Source organism: Aquabacterium sp. UBA2148 (genome assembly GCF_002328915.1).
Taxonomy (GTDB): domain Bacteria; phylum Pseudomonadota; class Gammaproteobacteria; order Burkholderiales; family Burkholderiaceae_C; genus Aquabacterium; species Aquabacterium parvum.
In genome coordinates this window covers 23,063-26,517 of sequence record NZ_DCXA01000051.1, presented here as the reverse complement: position 1 = coordinate 26,517, position 3,455 = coordinate 23,063, and the positions used below count along the sequence as shown (strand labels likewise).

General features: G+C 65.7%; 3 protein-coding genes. 2 read left to right on the top strand and 1 reads right to left on the bottom strand.

The features are described 5' to 3' along the window. Window positions 1-788, top strand: a 788-nt coding sequence (locus B2W70_RS02815; protein WP_286742630.1) for an acyl-CoA dehydrogenase family protein, incomplete at its 5' end; no start/stop codon positions are given. Between the two features lie 113 nt (window positions 789-901). Further along, window positions 902-1,783 carry a metal-dependent hydrolase gene (locus B2W70_RS02810; RefSeq protein WP_286742629.1) on the top strand — a complete coding sequence of 294 codons (882 nt, stop codon included), beginning with the start codon at window positions 902-904 and terminating at the stop codon, window positions 1,781-1,783. Between the two features lie 113 nt (window positions 1,784-1,896). On the opposite strand, the gene B2W70_RS02805 is transcribed toward B2W70_RS02810, so the two are convergent. Further along, window positions 1,897-3,285: a carotenoid oxygenase family protein gene (locus B2W70_RS02805; RefSeq protein ID WP_286742627.1), complete on the bottom strand. Its 1,389-nt coding sequence runs from the start codon at window positions 3,283-3,285 to the stop codon at window positions 1,897-1,899. Between the last annotated feature and the right edge of the window lie 170 nt (window positions 3,286-3,455).

The following is a 3,455-nucleotide window of genomic DNA, read 5'->3' as shown; positions in this document are numbered from 1 at the left end:
TCAACGGCAGCAAGATGTGGATCACCAACGGCGGCGATGCCGATGTGCTCGTCGTCTACGCCAAGACCGACCCGGATCATGACGACCCCCACGCTTCGCTGCCCCCCGAGGGGGCTCGCCCGCCTTCGGGCGGCCGGGCGGCCGGGCGTGCCGGCGCCAAGAGCATCACCGCCTTCCTCATCGAAAAAGGCATGAAGGGCTTCAGCAAAGGCCAGCACCTCGACAAGCTGGGCATGCGCGGCTCCAACACCTACCCGCTGTTCTTCGAGGACTGCGAGGTGCCTGCCGAGAACGTGCTGGGCGGCGAAGGCAACGGCACCAAGGTGCTCATGAGCGGCCTGGACTACGAGCGCGCCGTGCTCTCGGGCGGGCCGCTGGGCATCATGCAATCGGTCATGGACCACGTGATCCCCTACGTCCACGAGCGCAAGCAATTCGGCCAGGCCATCGGCGAGTTCCAGCTGCTCCAAGGCAAGCTCGCCGACATGTACACGGTGCAGCAAGCCGGTCGGGCGCTGGCCTACACCGTGGCCAAGAACCTCGACGCCCTGGGCAGCCAGCATGCCCGCCACGTGCGCAAGGACTGCGCAGCGCTCATCCTCTGGACGGCCGAGAAAGCCACCTGGATGGCCGGCGAAGGCATCCAGATTTTCGGGGGCAACGGCTACATCAACGACTACCCGCTCGGCCGCCTGTGGCGCGACGCCAAACTCTACGAAATCGGGGCCGGCACCAGCGAAATCCGACGCATGTTGATCGGCCGAGAGCTGTTCAATGCCACGTCATGACGCCCTGAGTGCCCTCCTGTCGCACAGGGTGCCCTCGGGGTGCCCCCCGAACCCCTACGATCCAACCCAGATCAAATCTGGAACCCAAACGGGTCCGCGACACGGAGACAGACATGAGCCAACAAGCCCTGAACAACGCCAAGGAACTCGTTGCCCGCGAGAAGCTTGACTTCGGTCTGGACGGCGACCTGCCGCGCTGGTGGTACGAGAACAACCCCTACAAGTCGCGCCTGATCGACGCCCTGCAAGCGGCCTTCCCCGATGGCGAGCGCTATTTCATCTCGTGCGTTCGCGCCTTCCGTGAGCAAACCACCGACCCCAAGCTGCAAGCCGAGATCAAGACCTTCATCCGCCAGGAAGGCCAGCACGGCATCGTGCACTCCAAGTACAACCAGCGCCTGCGCGAGCAAGGCATGGACGTGGACGCCATCGTTGATTTCATCAACCGAAACAACGAGTTCCACAACAAGCACTTCTCCAAGGAATACAACCTGGCGCTGACCTCCGCCTTCGAGCACTTCACCGCCATGCTCGCCGAGATCTTCTTCGTCAAGAAGGAAACCATGGCCAACGCCGACCCCAAGCTGCGCGCCATGATGGCGTGGCACGCGGTGGAAGAGATGGAGCACAAGGCCGTGGCCTACGACGTGATGCAGCAGGTCGCCAAGGTGGGCTACTTCAAGCGTTGCGCGGCCATGGTGCACGTCATCCTGTTCCTGAGCCTGCTGACCATGCGCTTCACCAACCGCCTGCTCAAGAACGACGGCTTCTCGTTCGGTCAACGCATGTGGATGCTGGCCAAGTCGCGCTGGTGGCTGTTCGGCTACAAGGGCGTGCTCTCCAGCCACCTGGGCACGCTGCTGGCCTACTTCAAGCCCGGGTTCCACCCCTGGCAGCAAGAAGCCATCCACAACTACGACGCCTGGGTCGAAGCCTACGACCGCACCGGTGACCCGATGGAAGCTGGCGCCGCGCTGTACCAGGCCGCCCACTGATCTCATCACGGGCTGAAAAGCACTGAACGCGCTTATCGCGCGACCGCGGGCCGCACGCCAAACCTGGCGTTGCGGCCCGCAGTCATTTCAAGCCGCCAGATCAGCGCTGCACGTCAGCGCAAGTCGGCATCGGCGATCCAGTTGCCGTGAAAGCCGGCCGGGACGCGCGCCGGGATGTGCACCACCGCCTGCGGCGGCCCGGTGAAGTCATCGGCGTTGATGACGTGGAGCTCGGCGGTGCCCGTCTGGCGGTTGTGCACCAGGCCCACCAGCCAGCCATCGTCCTCGGCGCCTTGGGCCTGGCGGGGCACGAAGACGAACTCGCCCGGCACCGCGTCGGCGCCGAAGTCGTGGCGCGAGGTCTGGCGCGTCTGCAGGTCATGGCGGTACAGCGCCTGACCGCCCGGCAGCCCCGGCTTGAAACCCACGGCGTAGGCATAACGGTAAGGCTCACCCGCCAGGCGCTCGTCAAAGCGCGGGAACTCCTGCGGCACGTCGTGCAGCAACTCGCGCACGACGCGGCCACCGCCAGCCGGCATCGTCCAGCGCTCGAATCGCGCGCCGGTGTCCAACTCCGGCCCCTGGCGCGAGCGGTCGAACATGCGGCGGTGCGCCACCACGTCCATCACCACGCCGCCATCGGGCAGGTCAAATGCGTTGCAGGGGTGAAAGACAAAGCACGGGTCCACGTCGAACCAGCGCATGTCCTTGGCCTCGCCGTCCCTGGGCAGCAGGCCCACGCGCGCCTGGTGACGGTCGTTCCAGGCATACGGAAACGGCGATCTGGTGAACAAGCGCTTGAACGAGAAGGTCACCGGCAAGTCCAGCACCACCACCCGGCTGCGCGTGATGGCGCAGTCGTGGATCATCGGCCCGTGCTGCACGGGGATGTCCACCACGCGGCTGACTTCGCCTTCCTTTGACACCCGCACGTACTGCACCTTGTGGCGCTTGAGCGCGTCATAACAAATGGCATGCAGTTCGCCAGTGCGCGGGTCGCGGTGCGGGTGCGCCGTGAAGGGCTGTTTCTTCGGGCTGTCGAAGGTGCCGTGGCGAATGCCCTCCAGCCGGGCATCGAGCTGCACGGGCAGCGCCCCCGCCTCCACCGACGCCCACACGCGACCGGCGTGGGCGTAGACGTTGGTGTTGACGACGTCGCTCATCCCCGCACGCGGCCCGGGCAGGATGGGGCGGCCCAAGGCCTTGTGCGCTGAGTTGCTGCCCACGTAGCGGCTGCGGTACCACTCGGCGCGGCCGGCTTTCAACCGCAAGCCATGCACCATGCCGTCGCCGATGAACCAGTGGTAGCGGCTGGGCTGGGGCTTGATCGGGTTCGGGCCGATGCGCGCGTACAGGCCGTTGAGCGCCTCGGGCAGCGAACCGCTCACGCGCAGCGCGGTGGATTCCGTCTCGCTGGCCACCGGCGCGAAAACATCGTCCAGGAAGGTGGGCGTGGCGGGCTCGGCGGGGCGTGAGCCGATCCAGGGCAAGGTCAGCGACATGTTTGGGTCTCCAGATGTTGACAGCGTGAACATGCGCATGACACCACGATATGTGGACAATGTCAACATCATGGTTTCACCAAAGTCCGAACGCGCCTACCACCACGGCGACCTGCGCAACGCCCTCATCGAGGCGGGCCTGAGCGCCCTGGCGTCGCAGGACGCCTCTC